This window comes from Pandoraea sp. ISTKB (assembly GCF_001721285.1).
GTDB classification, from domain to species: domain Bacteria; phylum Pseudomonadota; class Gammaproteobacteria; order Burkholderiales; family Burkholderiaceae; genus Pandoraea; species Pandoraea capi.
Map to the genome: position 1 here is coordinate 75,912 of NZ_MAOS01000022.1, position 23,625 is coordinate 99,536.

16 protein-coding genes are annotated in these 23,625 nt (G+C 63.5%); 7 read left to right on the top strand and 9 right to left on the bottom strand.

All coding sequences use genetic code 11. The features are described from left to right. Positions 1-27 precede the first annotated feature (27 nt). Positions 28-2,451: a TonB-dependent hemoglobin/transferrin/lactoferrin family receptor gene (locus A9762_RS05810; protein ID WP_083253673.1), complete on the bottom strand. Its 2,424-nt coding sequence runs from the start codon at positions 2,449-2,451 to the stop codon at positions 28-30. Positions 2,452-2,885: 434 nt separating this feature from the next. Beyond that, positions 2,886-3,347, bottom strand: coding sequence for an Lrp/AsnC family transcriptional regulator (locus A9762_RS05815; RefSeq protein ID WP_044457521.1), 462 nt, complete (start codon positions 3,345-3,347; stop codon positions 2,886-2,888). A 261-nt stretch (positions 3,348-3,608) separates the two neighbouring features. Between A9762_RS05815 and A9762_RS05820 the strand changes: the two genes are divergently transcribed. Both A9762_RS05820 and trpS read left to right on the top strand, forming a co-directional pair. After that, positions 3,609-7,214, top strand: coding sequence for an indolepyruvate ferredoxin oxidoreductase family protein (locus A9762_RS05820; RefSeq protein ID WP_069341134.1), 3,606 nt, complete (start codon positions 3,609-3,611; stop codon positions 7,212-7,214). A 190-nt stretch (positions 7,215-7,404) separates the two neighbouring features. After that, positions 7,405-8,445 (top strand): tryptophan--tRNA ligase, encoded by a 1,041-nt coding sequence (gene trpS, locus A9762_RS05825; RefSeq protein ID WP_069341089.1) that lies wholly within the window; start codon positions 7,405-7,407, stop codon positions 8,443-8,445. 143 nt (positions 8,446-8,588) lie between these two features. On the opposite strand, the gene A9762_RS05830 is transcribed toward trpS, so the two are convergent. The 7 genes from A9762_RS05830 to A9762_RS05860 form a co-directional block, all read right to left on the bottom strand. Then, positions 8,589-8,999, bottom strand: coding sequence for a hypothetical protein (locus A9762_RS05830; protein ID WP_069341090.1), 411 nt, complete (start codon positions 8,997-8,999; stop codon positions 8,589-8,591). 67 nt (positions 9,000-9,066) lie between these two features. Next, positions 9,067-10,209 (bottom strand): hypothetical protein, encoded by a 1,143-nt coding sequence (locus A9762_RS05835; RefSeq protein ID WP_069341091.1) that lies wholly within the window; start codon positions 10,207-10,209, stop codon positions 9,067-9,069. Positions 10,210-10,447: 238 nt separating this feature from the next. Next, on the bottom strand, positions 10,448-11,686 hold the full coding sequence (locus A9762_RS05840) for an amidohydrolase family protein (protein ID WP_069341092.1): 1,239 nt from the start codon (positions 11,684-11,686) through the stop codon (positions 10,448-10,450). Between the two features lie 67 nt (positions 11,687-11,753). Further along, complete coding sequence (locus tag A9762_RS05845; RefSeq protein WP_069341093.1) at positions 11,754-13,034, bottom strand: MFS transporter; 1,281 nt, start codon at positions 13,032-13,034, stop codon at positions 11,754-11,756. Positions 13,035-13,281: 247 nt separating this feature from the next. After that, positions 13,282-14,184, bottom strand: coding sequence for a LysR substrate-binding domain-containing protein (locus A9762_RS05850; RefSeq protein ID WP_069341094.1), 903 nt, complete (start codon positions 14,182-14,184; stop codon positions 13,282-13,284). A 27-nt stretch (positions 14,185-14,211) separates the two neighbouring features. Further along, positions 14,212-15,603: a class II fumarate hydratase gene (fumC, locus tag A9762_RS05855; RefSeq protein ID WP_069341095.1), complete on the bottom strand. Its 1,392-nt coding sequence runs from the start codon at positions 15,601-15,603 to the stop codon at positions 14,212-14,214. Between the two features lie 265 nt (positions 15,604-15,868). Further along, positions 15,869-16,744 carry a LysR family transcriptional regulator gene (locus A9762_RS05860; RefSeq protein WP_069341096.1) on the bottom strand — a complete coding sequence of 292 codons (876 nt, stop codon included), beginning with the start codon at positions 16,742-16,744 and terminating at the stop codon, positions 15,869-15,871. A gap of 253 nt (positions 16,745-16,997) precedes the next feature. Here A9762_RS05860 and A9762_RS05865 point away from each other — a divergent pair, with 253 nt between their 5' ends. The 5 genes from A9762_RS05865 to A9762_RS05885 all read left to right on the top strand — a co-directional run bounded on the left by A9762_RS05865 (position 16,998) and on the right by A9762_RS05885 (position 23,586). After that, entirely contained in the window at positions 16,998-18,506 is a 1,509-nt protein-coding gene (locus A9762_RS05865; protein WP_069341097.1) for a CoA-acylating methylmalonate-semialdehyde dehydrogenase, read from the top strand. Between the two features lie 110 nt (positions 18,507-18,616). Next, positions 18,617-20,275: a GMC family oxidoreductase gene (locus A9762_RS05870; RefSeq protein ID WP_069341098.1), complete on the top strand. Its 1,659-nt coding sequence runs from the start codon at positions 18,617-18,619 to the stop codon at positions 20,273-20,275. A gap of 467 nt (positions 20,276-20,742) precedes the next feature. Further along, entirely contained in the window at positions 20,743-21,522 is a 780-nt protein-coding gene (locus A9762_RS05875; protein ID WP_069341099.1) for an ABC transporter ATP-binding protein, read from the top strand. Between the two features lie 8 nt (positions 21,523-21,530). Beyond that, the gene (locus A9762_RS05880) at positions 21,531-22,307 is read left to right on the top strand and encodes an ABC transporter ATP-binding protein (protein ID WP_069341100.1); all 777 of its coding nucleotides are present in this window, start codon (positions 21,531-21,533) and stop codon (positions 22,305-22,307) included. Positions 22,308-22,392: 85 nt separating this feature from the next. Then, entirely contained in the window at positions 22,393-23,586 is a 1,194-nt protein-coding gene (locus tag A9762_RS05885) for an ABC transporter substrate-binding protein (protein WP_069341135.1), read from the top strand. Positions 23,587-23,625: the final 39 nt, after the last annotated feature.

Here is a 23,625-nt window from a genome sequence, read left to right on the forward strand (position 1 = left end):
CGCGGTTCCGATAATCGATCCTCGGGATCAGTACTGAAGCTTCAGGCTCACAGCCACGCTGCGGCCCGGTGCCGAATAGGCGTCCTTGACGGTCGAGTTATCGGCGAGGTTGCGAACGTCCGACCAGTTCCAGTACTTGCGGTCGAACACGTTGTAAATACCGGCATAGATCGTCGCGTTCTTGTTGATGTGGTACCCGCCCGAGAGGTCGAGCACGATCGACGACGGCGGGGCCCAGCAGTTCTGGTTCTGCTGCGTGCCTGCCGTACAGGACTTGGCGATCTGGCTTTGCGATTTGGCCGCCTGGAACATCAGGTCGGCCTGTGCGAACCACGTGCTGTTCGGCTCGTAACGCACACCCACGACCATCGAGAACGGGTTGATGGTGTTGAGCGGCTGGCTCGCGGCGCCGTCGTCTTCGGTCGTGCCGTGCGTGTAGGCCATGGCGGTGCGCAGGGTGATGCCTCCCTTGAGCGCCCATGCGGCACGGCCTTCCCAGCCTTGAATGTTGGCGCGGCTGAAGTTCACGTACTGGAAGATGAGCGGATCGCCCGGACGCCCGGAGCCGCTGATGTTCTGCTGCGAGATGAAGTTGCGGTACTTGCCCGCGAACACGGCGGTGCTGTACGTGACGGGGCCGAGCGTGGTCGCCAGACGGCCGCGCAGACCCAGCTCGACGGTATCGCTCGTCTCCGGCTTCAGGTTCGGGTTCGCGATCGACATGTAGCCGAAGATCGGGTTCGAGAAGCCGTTGTTGACCTGATCGGGCGTCGGCGTGCGGAAGCCGCGTGCGTACTGGACATACGGAATCAGCGACGGGGCGATCTCGTACATGATCGCCAGACGCGGCGAGAACGCGGAGTCGTTCGACGACGTGGGCTGCACCAGCTTGCCCGAACTCGTCTGCGAGACGTACAGCGGGTCGTTCTGCTTCGGCGACAGCCAGTAGGCGTCGTAACGAATACCCGGCGTGACCGTGAGCGCGCCATAGCGCATCTCGTCTTGCAGGAACGCGCCGAACAGCGTGTAGTCGGTGTCCGGGAATGCTTTGTTCGGGAACGATTCACCCACGCCCGGCACGGTGCCGTTGCGATAGCTGGTGACGTAGGCGAGGCTGGCGTCGGTGCCGTACACGAGCTTGTGCGCGAGCGGGCCCGTCTCGAAGTTGCTTTCTGCCTGCAACGAGCCGCCGACGGTGCGCTCCTTGTACGTGTTGTCGCGCGTACGGTCGCCCGCAGTGCGCTTCTCGTACGAGTACTGGCTGTTCTTGGCGTCCTGGAAATAGAGCAGGGCGTGCGCGTTCTGGATGTACGACTGCGACGCATCGGCGAAGTCGTAGTCGAGGCTCACGCGGTTGCGTTCGAGCCGGTCGCTCGTGTGCAGGCCGAGCGTCGTGGGCGGCGCGATGGCGGACAGCACGTCCGAGTCGGTGCGGCGGCGCACGTTTTCTGCCGTGAGCTTGAACGTCGAGAACGGTGTCGCCTTGAAGACGAGCTTGCCGAGCACCGAGTTGCCGTTGGTGTCCTGCGGGTTCGCCGTCGTGCGCGCGGTGCTCGCCGAATCGTTGGTGCCCTTGCCGTCGAGTTCGTGACCCTTGTTGCCGTCGACGATCAACATGCCCTGCCACTGCTCGCCGCCCCACGCGGCTTGCGCCGTCGTGCCGAAGCTGCGGTCCATCGAGTTGTAGTACGGACGCAGCGAGAAGTAGGTCGACTTGCCGAACACGTCGAGCAGGTCCTGCGGATCTTTGGTGAGGAAGTTGACCACGCCGGTAAGCCCGTCGCTGCCGTAAAGCGACGATGCCGGGCCGCGCAGGATTTCGATGCGGCGCAGCAGGTCCATGCTCATGTAGTCGCCACGGCCGGCTTCGAGTGGGCCGAACGAGTAGGAGGAGGGCAGGCGGATGCCGTCTTCGAAGAGCGCGACGCGGTTGCCTTCCAGCCCCCGCACGTTGATGCTCGAATTGCCGTCGCGACCACCGCCGGCGGCGGCCGACGCGGGACGATACGGCGCGCGGCGCACGGTCACGCCAGGCTCGTAGCGTAGCGCTTCCTTGATGTCCTGCGCCTGCTGCTCTTCGAGATCCTGATCGGTGATGACCGAAATGGACGCCGGTGTGCGTTCCGCTTCGGTCGGCGTACGGGTTGCCGTCACGTTCACCTCGCGCAAATTGGCTTCGGCGAGTTGCAGCGGAGCGCCGGGCGATGCTTGCGCGAGTTGAAGGGTCTGGACGGACTGGCCGGGCCTGGCGGGTTGCGCCGAGCCGTCGGCTGGCGCCTGTTGCGCGAAAGCGGCAGGCAGCCAGAACGCGGCAAACACCGCGCCGGCGAGCGGATGCAGACGCCGACGTGGCTCGGACGCACGCTGGCGTCGCGAGGCTCCGATTCGTTGCGCCTCGATGGAGAACGAATCGGTCGTGCCCGAATCCCCGATCTCCCGACGCGTAGACATGACAAAGGCGCGGCCCCCGCCGCTCGACGACTGCTTCACTGCTGGCTCCCAGTGCAAAAAACCCCGTTGCTGGCTGGCAAGCGCTCGTGGCAATCGGCGTGTCGGCAGCGTCTCTCGACGCTTCATTACACGCTGGCAGGCGCGGCTGGCGAAAAATCTTGCGCCACCGTGCCGTCGTGATTCGGCCTTGGGACGAAGAGCGTTGATTCGTTGGTTAAATGAGAATCATTTGCATTTTTAGCGAAGATTCTCCGTTCCGTCAAGTGAAAATGTGGCGCGTTGTCAACATATGGGAACCGATCGTAAGGATCTGCGAAACGATCGGTGCACGTTGAAGGCAGGGGCTGCGCAGGCTGTGATTCCTGCACGTCGGGCGGGCGCGACACGGTGGCCCATCGGGGTCGCCAGACCCCATGTCACAGCCACAATTGGCGTCAGATCGGCAGGCTCGTGTCGAACTTGATTTCCCGCAGCACGACGCTCGTTTTGACGTTCGATACCGCAGGCAGCCGGAAGATGTGTTCGTGCAAAAACGCGTCGTAGGCCTTGATGTCCGGCGCCACGATCTTGAGGATGTAATCCGCTTCGCCGGTCGTGCTGTAGCACTCGGTGACTTCAGGGCATGAGCGAATCTCGCGCTCGAACTGCTCGGTGCCGCCTTCCGTATGGCGCGTGAGCTGCACGTGCGCAAGCGCACACACGTGCAGGCCGAGCTTTTCGCGGTCGAGCAGCACCGTGTAGCGCTGGATCACGCCGCTTTGCTCCATGTCCTTGATGCGGCGCCAGCAAGGTGTCGCGGACAGGCCGACGTTTTCAGACAGTTCCTGCGCCGAGCGGCGTGAATCGATCTGCAACAGACGCAGAATCTGGCGGGCGAAGTTGTCGAGTAATTCCATTTTCCAAAACCGCCTTTTGCGAAATAAACGTTTCTTATTGTGCGCCAGATGGAGTGAAATAGTAAAAATCTTTCTCCTGCCTCCCCATACACTGCTTCCATAACCGACGTCGATCCGAGGCGTACCTGCGCATAACCATGCACTGCGCTCCAACGTCGAAACGAACAGAACAAACGCCCCCGAAGCAGTGCCGGCCAGTCGATTCCAGGAAGATGCGACAGGCCGGCGCGGGGGATCAGGAGATACCCGATGAATGCCCCCATGCGCGCCGCGCTCGCGACGCCGACGGCCAACCCCCTGGCCCATCCCGACTACCAGCTCTCCGACGCCCTGACGGCGCGCAGCGGCCAGATCTTTCTGACCGGCACGCAGGCGCTCGTTCGCATCCTGCTCATGCAGCACCAGCTGGACGCCGCGCGTGGCCTGAACACCGCCGGCTTCATCAGCGGGTATCGGGGCTCGCCGCTGGGTGGTGTGGACCAGCAGTTGTGGAAGGCGAAGAAACTGCTCGACGCGGCCAGCGTCAAGTTCCTGCCAGCCATCAACGAAGAACTGGGCGGCACGGCCGTGATGGGCACGCAACGCGTGGAAGCCGACCCGGAGCGCACCGTCGAAGGTGTATTCGGCATGTGGTACGGCAAGGGCCCGGGCGTGGACCGCGCGGGCGACGCGCTCAAGCACGGCAACGCCTACGGTGCGTCGCGTCACGGCGGCGTGCTCGTGGTGGCGGGTGACGATCACGGCTGCGTGTCGTCGTCGATGCCGCACCAGAGCGACTTCACGATGATGTCGTGGAGCATGCCGGTGCTCAATCCGGCAGACATCGGCGAGCTGGTCGAATTCGGGCTCTACGGCTATGCGCTGTCGCGTTTCTCCGGCGCGTGGGCGGGTCTCAAGGCCATCTCAGAGACGGTCGAGTCGCGCGGTACCGTCGACCTCGACAAGATCCGCACCGACTGGACCGAGCCGCTCGACTACGTCGCCCCGGCGGGCGGTCTGCACAACCGCTGGCCCGATCTGCCGAGTCTGGCGCTCGAAGCGCGTCTGGCGGACAAGCTCGACGCCGTGCGCGCCTTCTCGCGCGTGAACAGCATCGACAAGTGGATTGCGCCGTCGCCCGAGGCCGACATCGGCATCGTGACGTGCGGCAAGGCGCACCTCGACCTGATGGAGACGCTGCGTCGTCTGGACATCACCGTCGACGATCTCGCTGCCGCCGGCGTGCGCATCTACAAGGTGGGTCTGTCGTTCCCGCTGGACATGTCGCGTCTGGACACCTTCGTTGCCGGGCTGAAGGAAATTCTCGTGATCGAGGAGAAGGGCCCGGTCGTCGAGCAGCAGATCAAGCAGTACCTCTATAACCGCGCCACGGGCACGCGTCCGGTCGTGCTCGGCAAGACCGATGCCGAAGGCCGTGCGCTGCTCTCCGCGCTGGGCGAGTTGCGTCCGTCGCGCGTGTTGCCGGTGTTCGCCGAGTGGCTCGCGAAACATCGTCCCGCACTGGATCGCCGTGAGCGCGTGGTCGATCTCGTGGCGCACGAGATTCTGTCGAATGCGGCCGACGGCGTGCGTCGCGTGCCGTACTTCTGTTCGGGCTGTCCGCACAACACGTCGACGAAGGTGCCCGAGGGCTCCATCGCGCAGGCGGGTATCGGTTGTCACTTCATGGCGTCGTGGATGGATCGCGACACCACCGGCCTGATTCAGATGGGCGGCGAGGGCGTGGACTGGGCGGCGCATTCGCACTTCACGAAGCGTCCGCACGTCTTCCAGAATCTGGGTGACGGCACGTACTTCCACTCGGGCTTGCTGGCGATTCGTCAGGCGGTCGCGTCGAAGGCGAACATCACCTACAAGATCCTCTACAACGATGCGGTGGCGATGACGGGCGGGCAGCCGGTCGATGGCTCGATTTCGGTGCCGCAGATTGCGCGTCAGGTCGAAGCCGAAGGCATCGCCAAGCTCGTGGTCGTGAGCGACGAGCCGGAGAAGTACGTCGGTCATGAAGGGCAATTCCCGAAGGGCACGACCTTCCATCACCGCAGCGAACTCGACGCCGTGCAGCGCGAACTGCGCGACATTCCCGGCGCGACCGTGCTCATCTACGATCAGACGTGTGCCGCCGAGAAGCGTCGTCGTCGCAAGAAAAACGAATTCCCGAATCCGGACCGCCGTCTGTTCATCAACGAAGCCGTTTGCGAAGGCTGCGGCGATTGCGGCGTGGCGTCGAACTGCCTGTCGGTCGAGCCGGTCGAGACCGCGATGGGACGCAAGCGTCGCATCGATCAGTCGTCGTGCAACAAGGACTTCTCCTGCGTGAACGGCTTCTGCCCGAGCTTCGTTTCGGTCAAGGGCGCGCAGTTGAAGAAGGCGCTGGCGGCGGCATTCGATCAGGCGGCATTCGAGGGACGTCTGAACGCGCTGCCGGAACCGGTTGCGCTCGCAGGCGACGCGCCGTTCGACATCATGGTCACGGGCGTGGGCGGTACGGGCGTCGTGACGATCGGTGCGCTCATCACGATGGCGGCGCATCTGGAGGGCAAGAGCGCGTCGGTGCTCGACTTCATGGGCTTCGCGCAGAAGGGCGGTGCGGTGCTGTCGTTCGTGCGGTTCGCGAACACGCCGCAGGCGCTCAATCAGGTGCGTATCGACACGCAGCAGGCTGACGTGCTGCTCGCCTGCGACATGGTCGTCGGCGCGAGTGCGGATGCCTTGCAGACCGTGCGTCGCGACCGCACGCGGGTGGTCGTCAACACGCACGCGATTCCGAATGCGACGTTCGTGCAGAACCCCGATGCGAATCTGCATGCCGGCGAGCTGCTGGAGAAGATGCGTCACGCGGCGGGTAACGACAAGCTCGACGCCTGTGATGCGCAGGCGCTCGCCCAGCGTTTCCTCGGCGACACGATGGGCTCGAACATCATCATGCTCGGTTACGCGTGGCAACTCGGGCTGGTGCCGGTATCGCTGCAAGCGCTGCAACGCGCCATCGAACTGAACAACGTGGCGGTGCCGATGAACCATCTGGCGCTGGCCATCGGCCGTCTGGCGGCGGGCGATCCCGCTGCGCTGACGGAAACCACGGCCAAGGCCGCGCATGCGCCGATGCACGCGCCCGTCGCAGACGACATGACGTTCGACGCGCTCGTCGCCCATCGCGTGGACTTGCTCACGCAGTATCAGAGCGCGGCGTACGCGTCGCAATTCACGGCCTTCGTGAAGCGCGTGGCCGAGGCAGAGACGCGTGTGGCCGGTGCGCCGGGACGACTGTCGCGCGCGGTGGCGCAGCAGCTCTCGCGTCTGATGGCGTACAAGGACGAGTACGAAGTGGCGCGTCTCTATGCGCAAACGGCGTTCACCGACGCATTGGGCGAAACGTTCGAAGGCAAGCCGGGCAGCGACTTCCGTCTCGAGTTCCACATGGCGCCGCCGCTCATCGCGCGCGGCAAGGATGGCGGCGTACCGAAGAAGGTGACGATCGGGCCGTGGCTGTGGCCGGTGCTGCGCGGCATGGCGAAGCTGCGCGGCCTGCGTGGCGGTGCGCTCGACGTCTTCGGTTACACGCTGGAGCGCCGTATGGAGCGTCAGTTGATCGCGGACTACCGCACGACGCTGGAACGTGCGCTGGCCGGTCTGTCGGCCGACACGCTGGCGGATGCCATCGCGCTGGCTGACGCGCCGGCGAAGATTCGCGGCTACGGTCACGTGAAGCTGGCGAATCTGGCGATGGTCAAGCGTGTGGAAGCGACGATTGCCGGGCGTCTGGGCATCACCGCCGCCACGGGCGACGCTGTCGAACAGGCGCTCGCGCACGCCCGCAGCCATGGCAAATCGCTCAAGGGCATTCCGGTCGTGACGTCGCGCTGAGCTTTCGGCACAAACGTCGGCAATCCGCACGGGGGCTTCGGCCCCCGTTTCTCATGGTGCGGCGTGTCATGTGCGCCTCATGCGCGAGGTGGGAACGGCATGAAGCGGCATGAAGCGGGAGGGTTTCTGTACCGTCATCGGGCCGACGCGCTACCATTCGGGGTAGTGACGCTTGATTACGGAGAGGAAAATGAGTGTTTCGAAGGCGCCTGCGGATCGCAAGGTGATCCTCACGGGTGACCGTCCGACGGGCCCGCTGCATTTGGGCCATTACGTCGGTAGTCTGAAGAACCGTGTTGCATATCAGCACGAGTACAAGCAATTCATCCTGGTCGCCGACGCACAGGCGCTGACCGATAACACCGACGACGAAGGCAAAGGCCGCGACAAGGTGCATCGCAATGTCTCCGAGGTCGCGCTCGACTATCTGGCCGTCGGCATCGACCCGGACGTCACGACCATCTGCGTGCAGACGTGGCTGCCCGAACTGACCGAACTCACGTTCTATTACCTGAATCTGGTCACCGTGGCGCGTCTGGAGCGTAATCCGACCGTCAAACAGGAAATCAGCCTGCGTAACTTCGAGCGTGATATTCCGGCTGGTTTTCTCACGTACCCCGTGAGCCAGGCGGCCGACATCACGGCCTTCCGTGCCACGCTCGTGCCCGTCGGCGAAGACCAGTTGCCGATGATCGAGCAGACCAACGAAATCGTGCGCCGCCTCAATCGCATGGCGAACCGCGAGATCCTGACCGAAGCGAAGGCCCTCGTGCCGCCGATCGGACGTCTGCCGGGCATCGACGGCAAGGCCAAGATGAGCAAGTCGCTCGGCAACGTCATCAACATTTCCTCCACGCCGGACGAAATCCGTGCCGCCGTGAAGAAGTGCTACACCGACCCGCTGCACCTGAAGGTCGAAGACCCCGGGCACCTGGAAGGTAACGTCGCGTTCGCCTATCTCGACGCCTTCGACGAAGACAAGGAAGGCCTGCAAGCGCTCAAGGATCACTATGTGCGCGGCGGGCTGGCCGACTCGAAGGTGAAGGCGCGTCTGGAGGAGCGCTTGCAGGAAATGCTGCGTCCGATGCGCGAGCGTCGCGAGCAGTACGCGAAGAACCCGGACTATGTGTGGGAAATGCTGCGCGCAGGCACCGAACGCGCTCGCGAGACGGTCTCGCAAACGCTGGACGACGTGCGTTCAGTGTTCGTCACGCCGGGTTGGAAGAAGTAAGACGAAGTCGCTGCCATGGCGTAAGCCTGCGATGGCACCGGCGGTAACGTCATCAGCCGTTCGTGCCTCGATGTGATTTGCCTCCTGATGGATCGGAACGTTCTCCGATACTCAGGGGGCAATGCTTTTTTTGGGGCATCGATTCAGTGCGCCGCAGGGCTTTGCTTCACGGTATCGTGCGCGCCATTGCTGTCGCACAGGATCTGTCGCATCGTGGCCGCTTGAAGAACCGGCGATTGCGGCGATAGTGGCGAGGACGGTGCGGACGGTGAAGCACAGGCCGGCGCGTTGGCACTCGCGGACTTGCCGGATGGCTCACAGCTCACCATGTCCCCTTTGAAGTCTTTACCCTGTTCCCGCTCGGGAGAGGTGGGAGGCGATTCCTTCGTGCTGTCGAGCGCGCGAATCAATGCAGCCTGGTCCGCTTTGAGTTGGCGCACCCTCTCAAGCGCTAACGTCAACTTCGTGTTCAGATGCATGGCCCTCGCGCGCGCGGCGTAGCCCAGCCCCGCCGGCTGTACATAGTGGATCGGTGGTTCGGATATCTTTGGCATGACGGTCAGAGTCCTGTAAAAAATTTCGAGATGAGAGATTTGACGACCGATACCTTTGGGGGCGCGCTCATTTGTGTCGGGGTCGCTGGCTGCGGTTATCGACTTGTTGCGCCATCTCGTCCTGCATGTCGCCCAGCGTGTCGATTTCTTCGCTCAACGCGTCGATCTTGCCGGTGATGTCGGTCGTCTCCTTATCGGTTTCAAAGAGCTGTCTGGCGTTGATCTGCTGATTGAGCGTCTGATACAGATTGCGCACCTTGGTAATGCAGTTTGTAAGATCGGTCCAGCCTCGATTGCGCGGGTAGCCAACGACGTTGAAGATGCTGTGCGTCGTACTGAGAATGCCGACGAACGCAGCGGAAAACTTCAGCCCCAGGCCGAGTCCGAGTACGGCCGGAAGCAGCGGAGGGAGCATGACCGACGCGACACCGAGCGCAACCGTCAGCACACAGAGGATGACGAGAACGGAAATCTTCGTTTTCCAGTACCGGCGGTCTCGCGGCATGGCCGCCGTGGCTCGTGTGAGCGATCCATTGACGAGCAGCGTTGTGCTGTTCAGCAATTTTCCAACTTTCGCAAAGGCCTGTGCGACGACGCGCCGGTTTTTGAGAATTGCCACAGAAGACATCGGAACGCCGCGCTCGACCTCCTTGTGCTGTGTTTCCGCGCATTGCGCGGCTGCCAGCGCCGTGCGCATCAATTTGACGGTCTTGTCGATGTGACTGAGCGCGGTATGGGCCGCCAGCGCGTAAGGGGTCAATGCATCGACCGACGTCATCGATTTTTGCGAGCCGACGGTTCGCCACGTCCCCCAGGGCAACTGGCGCGAGCGGTAGATCTTCCGGATAGCGGTGTCGAAGTTCGTGATCAACGTGTCGATGCTGAGGATGTCGGTGGCGTTCTCGCGTAACGCGGTATCGACTTGCGCCGCGAGGTCGTTGATCGGGCCGAAGGATTCCGGCAACGACGTATCGCCGATATCGACGCATAGTGCCGCTCCCATGGATTGCCACGTCGTCGCCATCTCACCCAGTTCGTTCAGGATGGACTTGCGAAGCCCCTCCAGCGACGCGGCATCGTTACCGTCCTCCAGAGGTGTCACGTCTTGCTGCCGGACTTTCACGGCGTGCCAGTCGCTCAACGGTGGGGCGATGTCGAACCGCGAGGTGATGCGGCGTTCGGGGAAAAGGACGAGCGAAGCGATCGTCATGGCGGGCACCCTTTTTTCAGCCTCTATGAGGCGAGACTAGTCCTCTCGGTGTGTGCGTCGCTTTTACAATTTGCGCACGCTGCGTAGAGTCGATTCCCATGGGGACAGCACAAAAAAAACGCCACGATGTGCATGACATCGTGGCGTTTTTTCATCGTCCGACAGATCTGTCGCGCTTCGCGATAACCGTGGCCTTACCGTGAGGTGACCGCGGCGTTACTGCGACGCGATTGCGATTTCACGGCTGTTTTGCGACCTTGCCGTCCTTGAAGACCCAGCGAATCGCTTCGCCCTGACCCGTGAGCACGTCGATCGATTCGAGCGGGTTGCCGTCGACGACCAGCACGTCGGCCAGCGCGCCCGGCGCAATCACGCCGAGTTCGCCCACGCGATTCAGAATCTCCGCGCCGATCACTGTTGCCGAGCGCAGCGTCTCGGCGGCGCCGAGCACGTCGGCGCGAATCGTCAGCTCGTCGGACTGGTACTTGTGCATGTCGCCGAGCAGGTCCGAGCCGAAGCCCATCTTCACGCCTGCGTCACGATAGATCGAAAGCGACTCGCGACCCGCGCGTTGCACGCTCTCTACCTTGGCCACCGATTCCGGCGGCAGGCCGAGCGAGGCGCCATCCTTGGCCAGCGCATCGTAAGTCACGAGCGTCGGCACGACATACGCGCCTTTCTCGGCCATGAGCTTCGCCGTTTCAGCGTCGCACAGGTTGCCGTGTTCGATGGTGCGCACGCCGCAACGCACGGCACGTGCGATCGCCTTCGGCGTGTAGGCGTGGGCCATCACGTAGGTCTGTGCGGCTTCCGCTTCTGCGACGGCCGCGCGGATTTCGTCTTCCGAGTACTGCGTGTTGGCGATGGGGTCGACCGGCGAGGCGACACCGCCCGACGCCATCAGCTTGATCTGCGTCGCACCCTTCTGAATTTCTTCGCGCACGGCGAGGCGAATCGGATCGACACCGTCGACCACCCGGCCGATGGCGCCCGCACGGAACGCACAGGAGCACGGCTCCAGCGTGTCGCTACGCGGGCGGAAGTCACCGTGACCGCCGGTCTGCGAGAGCGCCTTGCCCGACGGGAAAATACGCGGGCCGGGAATCACGCCTTGCTCGATGGCCTGCTGCAGCGCCCAGTCGGCGCCACCGGCATCGCGCACGGTCGTGAAGCCGCGATGCAGCATGCCCTGCATGATCGGCAGCGACTTGAGCACGGTGAGCACGTTCGGCTGACTGGCGTTCGTACCGAGGTTCGGGTGCGAGGCGAGCACGTGCACGTGGCAATCGATCATGCCGGGCATGACGGTCTTGCCGGCGACGTCGATCACCGTGGCGCCGGCGACGTCGAGCGGCGTGGCGCTCACCGCCGTGATGCGGTTGCCTTCGATGACGACGTCATGGCGTTCGAGCAGACGGCCGGCGGCCGCGTCGAGCACGTTGCCGCCGCGAAGCAAAGTAACGGTCGTGGAGGACATGTGGGAATTCCTTGAGGAAAAAAGCACAAGGCGCGCCGGGAAAGGGCGCGCCTTGTTCAGGGGAAACTCAGGCCTTCGGGAGCGGCTTGACGAAGCGCGTGCCGACGAGGCTGATGGCGGCGGCGATGATCACGTAGATCGCCGGAGCCATGTTGCTGCCCGTACGAGCGATCAGCCACGTGATGATGAGCGCTGCGAAACCGCCGAAGATCGTCACGGCGAAGTTGTAAGCCACCGACAGACCGGTCGAGAGCACCTTCGCCGGGAACAGCTCCGAGAACGCGGCGAGAATCGGACCGGTGTAGCAGGCGATCAGCAGGCCGAACACGATCTGGAACGTGAGCAGCGAGTGCAGGCCGGGGGCGACGTTGATGTACGTGAACATCGGCCATGCGAGCACCAGAATCAGCAGTGCCGAACCCGACAGGAACGGACGGCGGCCGATGCGATCTGCCAGACGTCCCACCAACGGTGCGAACACGAGAATCATCGCGCCACCGACCATGCCGGCGGTGAAGCCGTCCGAGGCCGGCAGGTGCAGCACGCGCTGGGCATACGTCGGCATGTAGAACAGCAGCACGTAGGTGCAGATCGTCCACAGCACGACCATGGAGAAGCTCGCGAGCGTTTCCTTCGGGTACTGCGAGAAGACGTCGCGCAGCGGCGTGTCGGACTTCTCTGCTTGCTGGAACGTCGGCGTTTCGTCGATCTTGTTACGGATGTAGAAACCGACCGGGCCGATCAGCATGCCGACGATGAACGGCACGCGCCAGCCCCACGATTCGAGCGATGCCTTGTCGAGTTTGGTCGTCACGAACGTGCCCACCGCGGCGCCGAGCAGCACGGCAAAGCCGATGCTCGACTGAATCCATGCGGAGTAGTACGCGCGCTGATTCGGCGGTGCGTATTCCGTCAGGAACGCCGTGGCGCCGCCCATTTCGCCGCCGGCCGAGAAGCCTTGCAGCAGACGTGCGAGCACGATGATGAGCGGTGCGGCCAGACCGATCTGGTCGTACGTCGGCGCCAGGCCGATCATGGCGGTGCCCGCAGCCATTAGCAGGATGGTGAGCGAGAGCGCTGCCTTGCGGCCCACGCGGTCGGAGTAAATCCCGAGCACGATGCCGCCGACCGGGCGCATGAAGAAGCCCACGCCGAAGGTGGCGACCGCCAGCAGGAACGACGACAGGTCGTCGCCGGTGGGGAAGAACTGCTTCGCGATGATGGCCGCGAAGAAGCTATAGACGGTGAAGTCGAACCATTCCAGACCGTTGCCGATCACCGTCGCCACGATCGCGTGACGGCGCTGACGGGCCAGGTTGTCTTGAGGCACTGCGTAGGTCGCCTGCATCTGGGTCTCCCGGAGGATGGGTGGCGTCCGTTGCGTGTCTTGCGTTCACGTCATGCGGTAATACGCCTGCTTTTTTGTCGAATCACGTCTGTCGGCATGGCCGTGCGAGAGAAAGTCGGCCATTCCCGCTGACAAAACGTGCGCGGATAGGACAGAAAGTAGTTCAGACAAAATGACAGGCAAAGCGATAATTCCGCATGTTGCCATGCGTGCAGCGCATGGCAACTTTTGAAACGTTACGTAACCCCTATGATGGGAAACGAGTTTCCGAGTAGATCCAGTTGCGGAAAATTCGCGCTGCGGCATGCTCGTGACGCTCGGCAGGCCACACGAGGTAGTAACCGCCGCCCAGACTTGCCGTCGCATCGCACGCGGGCACGAGCAGGCCGGCGTCGAGACACGGATCGATCATGTGCCGCCAGCCCATCACCATGCCACCGCCTTCGATGGCCATCTGCACGAGCAGCGGATAGTAGTTCGCGCTGACCATGCGCGGGAACTTGGGGGCGTTCACGCCTTGCAGCTCGAACCAGTCGGGCCACGACATCCACTTGCGCTGGCCGTCTTCGATGAAGAGCAGCGTTTCGCCCACGAGATCGGCCGGTGCGAGCTGGCGTCCGTTCAGATAGGCGGGCGAGCAGACGGGGAAGACTTCTTCGTCGAAGAGACGTCGCCCGGCGAAATCGGGCGGCAGATCGTTACGGACGTAATACACGCCCAGATCGAATTCGGACGCGGAGAGCGACGTGATGCCGTCCTTCACGATCACGCGGATCTTGATGTCCGGATGCGCGGCGCGAAAGCGCATGAGTTGCGGCGTCATCCAGAGCACGGCGACGCCTGATGAGCACGCGACCGTGAGTTCCAGATCGCCACGGCGTTTCATGAGATCGGCCGTGGCTTCGGCGCATTCGCCGAGCAGACGCTGAATCTGCTCGGCGTAGCGTTGTCCGGCCACCGTCAGCCGCAGCGTGCGATGCTCGCGAGTGAAGAGCGCGCGCCCGAGAAACTCTTCGAGCTGCGCGATCTGCCGGCTCACGGCGCTTTGCGTGAGGTTGAGCTCCGCTGCCGCCCGGGTGAAGCTCGCGTGACGCACGGCGGCGTCGAACGCGATCAGGCAGTGCAGCGGCGGCAGGGGCGAGATAGGCATGCGGGCAGACGGTAGTGCGGTGCCCGATTACCGCTTGCCGACCATCTGCTCGGGACGAACCCACGCGTCGAACTGTTCGGCCGTGACGTGGCCGAGTGCGAGGGCGGATGCCTTGAGCGTGGTGCCTTCCTTGTGCGCCTTCTTCGCGATCTGCGCGGCCTTGTCGTAGCCGATGTGCGGGTTGAGCGCGGTCACCAGCATGAGCGACTCTTCGAGCAGCGAGCCGATGCGGGCGCGATTCGGCTCGATACCGATGGCGCAGTTGTCGTTGAAGCTCACGGCGCCGTCGGCGAGCACGCGCACGCTTTGCAGGAAGTTGTGGATGAGCATCGGCTTGAACACGTTCAGCTCGAAGTTACCCATCGAGCCGCCGACGTTGATCGCCACATCGTTGCCCAGCACCTGACAGCACAGCATCGTCATGGCTTCGCATTGGGTCGGGTTGACCTTGCCCGGCATGATCGAGCTGCCCGGTTCGTTTTCCGGGATCTGCAATTCGCCGATGCCGCAACGCGGGCCGCTGGCGAGCCAGCGCACGTCGTTGGCAATCTTCATGAAGCTGGCGGCCAGCGTCTTGAGCGTGCCGTGCGCATGGACGATGGCGTCGTTGGCGGCCAGCGCCTCGAACTTGTTCGGTGCGGTGACGAACGGCAGGCCGGTGTCGCGTGCGAGCGTGTCGGCGACCTTCTTCGCGAATTCGGGGTGTGCGTTCAGGCCCGTGCCCACGGCCGTGCCGCCGAGCGCGAGTTCTGCCACGTGCGGCAGCGCGTCGTTTACATGCTTCAGACCGTGATCGATCTGTGCGACCCAGCCGGAGATTTCCTGACCGAGCGTGAGCGGGGTGGCGTCCTGCAAGTGCGTGCGGCCGATCTTGACGATGTCGTCGTAGGCGCGCGCTTTCGCGTGCAGGGTGTCGCGCAGTTGATCGACGCTGGGCTTGAGGTGGTTCACGAGGGCGTCGAGTGCGGCCACGCTCATGGCGGTCGGGAAGACGTCGTTCGACGACTGGCCCTTGTTCACGTCGTCGTTCGGATGCACGAGACGCTCTTCGCCACGCACGCCGCCGAGCAGTTCGCTGGCGCGGTTGGCGAGCACTTCGTTCATGTTCATGTTCGACTGCGTGCCCGAGCCCGTCTGCCAGACGGCGAGCGGGAATTCGTCGTCATGCTGGCCGGCGATGACTTCGTCTGCCGCCTTGATGATGGCGTCGGCCTTCTTGGCGTCGAGCACGCCCAGATCCTTGTTGACCTCGGCGGCGGCGCGCTTCACACGCGCGAGTGCGCGCACGAGTTCGCGCGGCATCTTCTCAGTCGAGATCTTGAAGTTCAGCAGCGAGCGCTGCGTTTGCGCCCCCCACAAACGATCGGCAGGCACGGCAATTTCACCGAACGTATCGCGTTCCATTCGCACATCAGACATGGTCGACTCCTTGAGGACAGACTTAAATTCTAGAACGTTGACGAAGATCCGACACGGCACGTCGTTGGGGGGACGTGCCACGTCATGGGAATGATTTGCGAGGAAGTGGGCCTTTCTAATGTCTCGACTGCGCTGAATTCGAAGGCCTGAGCAGGCATGGATTATGCGCCGGATTGATGACGTGAGGGGGGCTGATTCGACATGGAAACCGGACGAAAGGCGTTGCGCCGCCCGCCATCGGGCGCCGTTCGCCCGATCCAGACGCTCAGGCCCAGACGGCCGCGACCAGTTGCAGGGCGGCTGCAATGGCGGGTTCGTCCCGGCGCGAAGCAAGTGTGACGAACGTGAGTTCGGTCGGCACGCTCACGCTGTCGGCAATCGCCAGACCGTGGGCGCGCGCTTCGCGCAGCGCGATCGAGTCGCGCACCAGCGATAGCCCGATGCCCGACTTCACCAGATCGAGCATCGACGGCTCCTGATCCACTTCCGCCACCTTGACGGGCGCAACCCCCGCCTCGCCGAACACGGCCGAGAGCAGACGGTTGTGGGCCGATTCCGGCGGTGTCCAGATCCACGGCAGTGCGGCGAGCTCACGCCATCCGCGCCGGGCGACACGTTCGCGCCATCCGGCGGGCGCAAGCACCTGATAGGAGAACGGGGTGAGCGTGATGGCGTGAAATCGCGCCGGGTCGGGCGTGCCGATATAGAAGCCGACGTCCAGCTCGTTGCGCGCCAACTGGTGCAGCACGTCGCCCGACATGCTGTGCCGCAGCGCCGTCTCGATGTGGGGATATGACTCCACGAGCCGCTTCAGAAAGCCGCCCAGACGCGTGAATTCGGGATCGAGGATGGTGCCGATGCGAAGGCGTCCGCGCACGGTTTCGCGCAGTGCACCGGCGGCCTGCTGGAAGTCGGACAGCGCGGCGAGCATGCGCTCGGCCAGCGGCAGCAGCGCCTGCGCGTCGCGGGTAAGTGCCAGCCCATGCGCCGTGCGGGTAAAGAGCGTCAGACGCAAGGCCTCCTGTAACGCCTTGACCTGGAGGCTGACCGCCGGTTGCGTCAGATGCAGGCGCTGGGCGGCGCGCGTGAGATTGCCCTCGTGGGCAATGGCGACAAAGGCACGGAGATGGGCGAGTTCCATGGAGGCGCGGTCGGCAGGGTCTGAGGCCCCCGGCGACGCCGAGGGATCAACATAAGGGAATCTTATATTGCTTTTGATAATTTCTCATTGGATTGCTTCGAGGTGCGGCAGTACGCTTGGGGCTCATCGTCGCGTGTGCCGGTAAGCGCATCGGTTGGAGAGCGAGGCAGAAAGTGGGACGGCAGACAGGCGCGACAGGGCGGCAAACGATGACCGAGCGGCGATCCACGTCGCCAAATTCAAAGGAACGAACATGAGCAATGCTGATATTCCCGTCGTGCAGCACGACATCGGTGGCCAACGAGTGGCCGGTGACGGCGAACGGTTCGCCGACGTCTTCAATCCGGCGCAGGGCACGGTCAGTGCGCGCGTCGCGCTGGCGAGCGTGCAGGACGTGAATGCCGCGGTGGCGGCGGCGAAGGCCGCGCTGCCGTCGTGGTCCGAGACGGCGCCGCTCAAGCGCGCCCGCGTGCTCTTCAAGTTCAAGGCGTTGCTCGACGAACATCAGGACGAACTCGCGCGCATCATCACGCGAGAGCACGGCAAGGTGTTCTCCGACGCGCGCGGCGAAGTCACGCGCGGCATCGAGATCGTCGAGTACGCCTGCGGCGCGCCGAACCTGCTCATGGGCAAGCACAGCGACAACATTGGCGGCGGCATCGACAACTGGCATCTGCGTCAGCCGGTCGGTGTGTGCGCGGGCATCACGCCGTTCAACTTCCCGGTGATGGTGCCGATGTGGATGTTCCCGATCGCGCTGGCCTGCGGCAACACGTTCGTGCTCAAGCCGTCCGAGCGCGATCCGTCCGCCAGTCTGCTGATCGCCGATCTGCTGCGCGAAGCCGGATTGCCCGACGGCGTGTTCAACGTGGTGCAGGGCGACAAGGTCGCCGTCGATGCGCTCCTGGCGCACCCTGATGTCGAAGCGCTGTCGTTCGTCGGCTCCACGCCGATTGCCGAGTACATCTACACGGAAGGCACGAAGCGCGGCAAGCGCGTGCAGGCGCTGGGTGGTGCGAAGAATCATCTCGTCGTGATGCCCGACGCGAATCTCGATCAGGCGGTCGACGCGCTGATCGGCGCGGCGTACGGCTCGGCGGGCGAGCGTTGCATGGCGATCTCGGTGGCGGTGGCTGTGGGGCAGGTGGCGGATCGTCTGGTCGATGCACTGGTGCCGCGCGTGAAGGCGCTGCGCGTCGGGCCGGGGGTGGACGACGCCTCCGAGATGGGCCCGGTCGTCACGGCGGCCCACAAGGCGAAGATCGAGGACTATATTGGGCAGGGCGTGAGTGCGGGCGCAACGCTTCTCGTCGACGGGCGCGGCCTCAATGTTCCGGGCCACGAGAAGGGCTTCTTCCTCGGTGGCACGCTGTTCGATCACGTCACGCCCGAGATGAGCATTTATCGCGACGAAATCTTCGGACCGGTGCTGGCGGTCGTGCGCGTGCCCGATCTGGCGTCGGCCATCGAACTGATCAACGCGCACGAGTTCGGCAACGGCGTATCGTGTTTCACGAGCGACGGCGGTGTGGCGCGCGCGTTCTCGCGTCAGGTGAAGATCGGCATGGTGGGCATCAACGTGCCGATTCCGGTGCCGATGGCATGGCAGTCGTTCGGCGGATGGAAGCGCTCGTTGTTCGGCGATCATCACGCCTATGGCGAAGAGGGCATTCGCTTCTACACGCGCTTCAAGAGCGTGATGCAACGTTGGCCGGACAGCATTGCGAAGGGGGCCGAGTTCACGATGCCGGTGGCGAAGTAAATCAAAAATGAACCCGTGCGGGGTGGCGACAGTCCACCCCACTCGGGTGCCGCACCAGAGCCGGCACCGCACCATGGCGAGTGCCGCGCCATCGACGGAGACATGCGGGAATGAGCAAGCAGGCGTTGCATACAGATAAGCCTTCAGACAAACAGGAGCGCTTCGATTACGTGATCGTCGGCGCCGGATCGGCCGGGTGCGTGCTCGCGAATCGTCTGACGCAGGACCCTGACGTTACCGTGCTGCTGCTCGAAGCGGGCGGCAAGGACGACTATCACTGGATTCACATTCCCGTCGGCTATCTCTACTGCATCGGCAATCCACGCACGGACTGGCTGTATCGCACGCAGGCGGAAGACGGCCTCAACGGCCGCTCGCTCGCCTATCCGCGTGGCAGAGTGCTCGGCGGCAGCTCGTCGATCAACGGCATGATCTACATGCGCGGGCAGCGCGAAGACTACGACGTGTGGGCCGATGCCACGGGCGACGATGGCTGGCGCTGGGACAACGTGTTGCCGCTCTTCCGTCGCAGCGAAGATCATTACAAGGGCAGCACCGAGTTTCACGGCAGCGGCGGCGAATGGCGCGTGGAGCAACAGCGGCTGTCGTGGCGCGTGCTCGACTCGTTTGCCGACGCCGCCGAGCAGATCGGCATTCCCCGGACAGACGACTTCAATCGCGGCGACAACTTCGGCATCGGCTACTTCGAAGTCAACCAGCGACGCGGCGTGCGCTGGAGTGCGGCGAAGGGCTTTCTGCGTCCGGCGTCGCAGCGTCCGAACCTGACGGTGATCACAGGCGCCAGCGTGAGTCGTCTGCTCTTTGACGGCACACGCTGCACCGGTGTGGCGTATCGCGGCGGCAACGAAGACTTCACGGCGCTCGCCAACGTCGAGACGATTCTCGCGGCGGGTGCGGTGAATTCGCCGCATCTGCTGGAAGTGTCCGGGATTGGCGACGGCGAACGGTTGCGCGGTTTCGGCATCGACGTGGTGTCGCACGTGCCGGGGGTCGGCGAGAACTTGCAGGACCATTTGCAGTTGCGCACGGTGTACAAGCTGCGCGGCGCGAAGACGCTCAATCTCACCGCGAACAGTCTGCTCGGCAAACTGACGATCGGCCTGCAGTACGCGTTCACGCAACGTGGGCCGATGAGCATGGCGCCGTCGCAACTCGGCGCATTCGCCCGCAGTCGCGACGATGTCGCACGTCCCGATCTGGAGTATCACGTGCAGCCGTTATCGCTGGAGAAGTTCGGCGAGCCATTGCACAAGTTCAATGCGTTCACGGCGTCGGTGTGCAATCTGCGTCCGACGTCGCGCGGTCACGTGCATCTGAGCTCACCCGATGCACGGGTCGCGCCGAGCATCGCGCCGCATTATCTGTCGACGGAAGACGACCTGCGTGTGGCGGCCGATGCGATCAAGCTCACGCGTCGCATCGTCGGCGCGCCGGCGTTCGCCCGTTACGAGCCGCGCGAGTATCTGCCGGGGCCGTCGTTTCAGAGCGATGACGACCTCAGGCGCGCGGCAGGCGACATCGGCACGACGATCTTTCATCCGGTCGGCACCTGTCGCATGGGACGTGATGACGACGCCAACGCGGTCGTCGATTCGCAACTGCGCGTGCGCGGCGTGCAGGGGCTGCGCGTGGTCGATGCATCGGTCATGCCGACCATCACCTCCGGCAACACCAACTCCCCGACGATCATGATCGCGGAGCGCGCCAGCGACATGATTCGTGCGGCACGCAAGGCGAGGGCGGCCTGAATCCCTTGTGATGCCGCATCGAACGATGTGACCGATATCGGGCGATTGCCTCAAAAACTTACGTAGTAATACCTAATGTCCCGGCAGGTGCGCGACGATAGCCGATCGATTTCGGCTATCGCGCGCCCGTTTGCGTGTGCCGCAAAAGCCTTGTCGCACAAGGGCTGCGCACAGGCTCGCCTCATGTGACCGAACGTTCTGCAATGCGTGTGCGCATGCGTGTTTCGAGGGGTGCGAAGCCTAGTGCAAATCCCAATGATCGCGTTGCAGCAAACCACACACAATAACGATTCCTTATGGGCGACCGAACCAAGAATTCGGCGCCCCATCGGGGAACGCGGGGCCTGCTGCCGACGACGCAAACCATAGCGTCACCGGTCTGCCTTGCGGTTGTCACAGACGATGATGCTCAGGCTTGCGGCATTCGCCCATGCTTCGCACCACCAACCAGGAATGTGGCAGGAGACATGGCGAACAACGATTTCATTCTCGAAACGCGCGGACTCACCAAGGAGTTCCGTGGCTTCACTGCGGTGAACGGGGTCGACCTGCGCGTCGCGCGCGGCACCATTCATGCGTTGATCGGCCCGAACGGCGCCGGCAAGACGACCTGCTTCAACCTGCTGACGAAATTCCTCGTGCCCAGCGCCGGGACCATTACCTTCAACGGTGAAGACATCACCCGCGAAGCGCCCGCGCAAATCGCGCGCCGCGGCATCATCCGCTCATTCCAGATTTCCGCCGTGTTCCCGCACCTCACCGTGCTCGAGAACGTGCGTATCGGCTTGCAGCGCAACCTCGGCACCGCGTTCCACTTCTGGAGCAGCAGCCGCACGCTTCGCCAGCTCGACGCCCGCGCGATGGAACTGCTCGCGGAAGTCGGCCTCACCGAATTCGCGCATACGCTTACCGTGGAATTGCCCTACGGGCGCAAGCGTGCACTCGAGATCGCGACCACACTTGCTATGGAGCCCGAACTGATGTTGCTCGACGAGCCCACGCAAGGCATGGGGCACGAAGACGTCGATCGCGTCACTGCGCTCATCAAGAAGGTTTCGGCAGGTCGCACGATCCTGATGGTCGAGCACAACATGAACGTGATTGCCGGCATCTCCGACACCATCACCGTGCTTCAGCGCGGCGAGGTGCTCGCCGAAGGGCCGTATCACGAAGTGTCGAAGAATCCGCAAGTGATGGAAGCCTATATGGGCACGGCGGAAGGCGAAATGCAGGGAGCCCACGGGTGAGGACGGCTATGTACGGTAACGGTGGCAATCAGGGTGGCGAGCGCAAGAACGGGACGAACGTTCCGGCGCTGGAAGTCGAAGGGCTTCAGGCCTGGTACGGCGAGTCGCACATCCTGCACGGCGTGGATCTCACGGTCGGGCGTGGTGAAGTCGTCACGCTGCTCGGTCGCAACGGCGCCGGGCGTACCACCACGCTGCGCGCGATCATGGGCCTGACCGGTCAGCGTCAGGGATCGATTCGCATCGGAGGTGAAGAGACGATTCATCTGCCGACGTACAAGGTCGCGCATCACGGCGTGGGCTATTGCCCGGAAGAGCGCGGCATTTTCGCCAGCCTCTCGTGCGAGGAGAACTTGCTGCTGCCGCCGTATATCGGCATGAGTGGCAATCGTCGCGAGGACGGCGGGCGCGGCATGTCGCTCGACGAGATCTACGATATGTTTCCCAACCTGAAAGAGCGACGCCACAGTCAGGGCACGCGTCTGTCGGGTGGCGAGCAACAGATGCTGGCAGTCGCGCGCATTCTGCGCACCGGCGCCAATTTGTTGTTGCTCGACGAAATCTCCGAAGGCCTCGCGCCGGTGATCGTGCAGACGTTGGCGCGCATGATCACCACGCTCAAGGCGCGGGGCTACACCATCGTGATGGTGGAACAGAATTTCCGTTTTGCGGCTCCGCTGGCCGATCGCTTCTATGTGATGGAGCACGGCAAGATCGTGGAGCGCTTCGGCGCTCCGGAGCTGGAGACGAAGATGCCGGTGCTGCACGAGTTGTTGGGCGTATGAGGTGAGCTACCCGGCGCGCACGCGTAGCGCGCATGCCGGGCGATGGACCCAGGCGATCAAATCCACGAAGGAGACGAAGATGACGATGCGGATGAAGGCGTTGGCCGTTGCGGCTGCGTTCGGTTTTGCGGCAATGGCCTCGCAGGCCCATGCCGATGGCAACACGGTGAAGATCGGTTTCATCACCGATATGTCGGGCCTGTACACCGACATCGACGGGCAGGGCGGTGCCGAAGCCATCAAGATGGCCATCGCCGACTTCGGCGGCAAGGTGCTCGGCAAGCCGGTGGAACTGGTCACGGCCGATCACCAGAACAAGGCCGACGTCGCTGCCTCGAAGGCGCGCGAATGGTTCGACCGTGGTGGCGTTGACATGCTCATCGGCGGTACCAACTCCGGTACCGGTCTCGCGATGAACAAGGTCTCGGCTGAGAAGAAAAAGGTCTACATCAACGTCGGCGCCGGCTCCGACGCGCTCACCAACGACCAGTGCCAGCCGTACGGCGTGCACTACGCGTACGACACCGTCGCGCTTGCGCGCGGCACGGGCTCGGCCGTCGTGAAGGCTGGTGGCAAGTCGTGGTACTTCCTGACCGCCGACTACGCGTTCGGTCACGCACTGGAGAAGGCGACCGCAGACGTGGTCAAGGCCAACGGCGGCACGGTCAAGGGCGCGACGCGTCATCCGCTTTCGGCGTCCGATTTCTCGTCGTATCTGCTTCAAGCGCAGTCGTCGGGTGCACAAGTGCTCGGTCTTGCGAACGCCGGCGGCGACACCATCAACGCGATCAAGGCGGCGAAGGAATTCGGGATCAAGGGCAAGATGCAGATCGCCGGTCTGCTCGTGTTCATCAACGACATTCACTCGCTCGGTCTGGATAACACCGAAGGCATGTACCTGACCGACAGCTGGTACTGGGATAAGGACGACAAGACCCGCGCCTTCGCCAAGCGTTACTTCGAGAAGATGAAGAAGATGCCGTCGAGCCTGCAAGCCGGCGACTACTCGGCAACGACGACGTATCTGAAGGCGGTGCAGGCTGCCGGCACGACGGACGCCGACAAGGTCATGGAGCAGCTCCACAAGATCAAGATCGACGACATGTTCAGCAAGGGTTACATCCGCAAGGACGGCACCATGGTCCACGACATGTACCTGATGCAGGTGAAGTCGAAGGCCGAGTCGAAGGCGCCGTGGGACTACTACAAGGTAGTCGCCACGATTCCGGGTGAGAAGGCCTTCACCACGGAAGCCGAATCGACCTGCAAGCTCAAGTAAGCGCAGCAACGTCATCGCGTAGTCAACAAGTCACGATGC

Coding starts and splice junctions, on each gene's coding strand:
- A9762_RS05810 (WP_083253673.1), bottom strand. CDS start 2,451: ATGTCTACGCGTCGGGAGATCGGGGATTCGGGCACGACCGATTCGTTC.
- A9762_RS05815 (WP_044457521.1), bottom strand. CDS start 3,347: ATGGAATTACTCGACAACTTCGCCCGCCAGATTCTGCGTCTGTTGCAG.
- A9762_RS05820 (WP_069341134.1), top strand. CDS start 3,609: ATGCGCGCCGCGCTCGCGACGCCGACGGCCAACCCCCTGGCCCATCCC.
- trpS (WP_069341089.1), top strand. CDS start 7,405: ATGAGTGTTTCGAAGGCGCCTGCGGATCGCAAGGTGATCCTCACGGGT.
- A9762_RS05830 (WP_069341090.1), bottom strand. CDS start 8,999: ATGCCAAAGATATCCGAACCACCGATCCACTATGTACAGCCGGCGGGG.
- A9762_RS05835 (WP_069341091.1), bottom strand. CDS start 10,209: ATGACGATCGCTTCGCTCGTCCTTTTCCCCGAACGCCGCATCACCTCG.
- A9762_RS05840 (WP_069341092.1), bottom strand. CDS start 11,686: ATGTCCTCCACGACCGTTACTTTGCTTCGCGGCGGCAACGTGCTCGAC.
- A9762_RS05845 (WP_069341093.1), bottom strand. CDS start 13,034: ATGCAGGCGACCTACGCAGTGCCTCAAGACAACCTGGCCCGTCAGCGC.
- A9762_RS05850 (WP_069341094.1), bottom strand. CDS start 14,184: ATGCCTATCTCGCCCCTGCCGCCGCTGCACTGCCTGATCGCGTTCGAC.
- fumC (WP_069341095.1), bottom strand. CDS start 15,603: ATGTCTGATGTGCGAATGGAACGCGATACGTTCGGTGAAATTGCCGTG.
- A9762_RS05860 (WP_069341096.1), bottom strand. CDS start 16,744: ATGGAACTCGCCCATCTCCGTGCCTTTGTCGCCATTGCCCACGAGGGC.
- A9762_RS05865 (WP_069341097.1), top strand. CDS start 16,998: ATGAGCAATGCTGATATTCCCGTCGTGCAGCACGACATCGGTGGCCAA.
- A9762_RS05870 (WP_069341098.1), top strand. CDS start 18,617: ATGAGCAAGCAGGCGTTGCATACAGATAAGCCTTCAGACAAACAGGAG.
- A9762_RS05875 (WP_069341099.1), top strand. CDS start 20,743: ATGGCGAACAACGATTTCATTCTCGAAACGCGCGGACTCACCAAGGAG.
- A9762_RS05880 (WP_069341100.1), top strand. CDS start 21,531: ATGTACGGTAACGGTGGCAATCAGGGTGGCGAGCGCAAGAACGGGACG.
- A9762_RS05885 (WP_069341135.1), top strand. CDS start 22,393: ATGCGGATGAAGGCGTTGGCCGTTGCGGCTGCGTTCGGTTTTGCGGCA.